Source organism: Escherichia sp. 94.0001, from assembly GCF_013369155.2.
Classification (GTDB): domain Bacteria; phylum Pseudomonadota; class Gammaproteobacteria; order Enterobacterales; family Enterobacteriaceae; genus Escherichia; species Escherichia coli_F.
On record NZ_JABWMS020000208.1, the window covers coordinates 1 to 744 of the forward strand.

Below are 744 nucleotides of genomic sequence, written 5' to 3' on the forward strand. Positions count from 1 at the left end.
ACATAAAATGCGAATTGTTTAGTACAAAAAAGCAGCGTTACGTGATCTTTCCCTGGTGCCAGGGGTAGTGTGCACGCCCTGTGCTATATACATTCTTCTGTAATCATCTTTAAACTTAACATCGCCATCTCTCGGGTATCCTCATCGTCAGATTGTTGAGAAATATTCAATCCTTTAATTAAGGTGTTATCGGGAAAAGCCATTGCCAATAATGTACACCAATATCGGACACTTTTTATTGTCAGAGGATTTTCCAGTATGCTGGCTATATTGGACACTACAATATTTTTATCACATTTAAACAAAAAATCTTCGACCAACTGATATACTCCTAAGCCATCACCTTCCCCAAAGGATTGTAAAAATAACGGTATGGCCTCTTCAGCAGGATTTGCACAAAAATAAAGCCTTACGTCGTCATATTTATCGATAAGTTCCTGAGTGATGTCATAATCATTTGGCATAGGTTGGTTTAGAGCAAGGAATGATAATGCTTCTTTTTTAGTCATATTCATAATGGTTAATATTGCTTGCTGGAAGAATTAAGGTAAAAATGGTTCATAGACAGAATTAAATAGGAAGTCTTGTTTCCAGATAACTTTATCATGAAAAAGAGATTTGGCTTGATGCGTATAAAGAATATGAGGATAAATAGTTTCTCCACCATAAATGATGTTCTTTCCCGTTACACCGGAGAATTCATTAGCTTTAATCTGTCTTTTAAGCCAGTTAATGGCTTTACAT

At 35.6% G+C, this 744-nt stretch carries 2 protein-coding genes; both read right to left on the reverse strand.

Going from position 1 to position 744, the window contains the following annotated elements; translation table 11 throughout:
* Positions 1-83: 83 nt before the first annotated feature.
* Positions 84-515: a hypothetical protein gene (locus tag HEN33_RS25265; RefSeq protein ID WP_176262549.1), complete on the reverse strand. Its 432-nt coding sequence runs from the start codon at positions 513-515 to the stop codon at positions 84-86.
* Between the two features lie 27 nt (positions 516-542).
* On the reverse strand, positions 543-744 hold a 202-nt coding region (locus HEN33_RS26225), incomplete at its 5' end, for a hypothetical protein (RefSeq protein WP_207108979.1).

Coding starts and splice junctions, on each gene's coding strand:
- HEN33_RS25265 (WP_176262549.1), bottom strand. CDS start 515: ATGAATATGACTAAAAAAGAAGCATTATCATTCCTTGCTCTAAACCAA.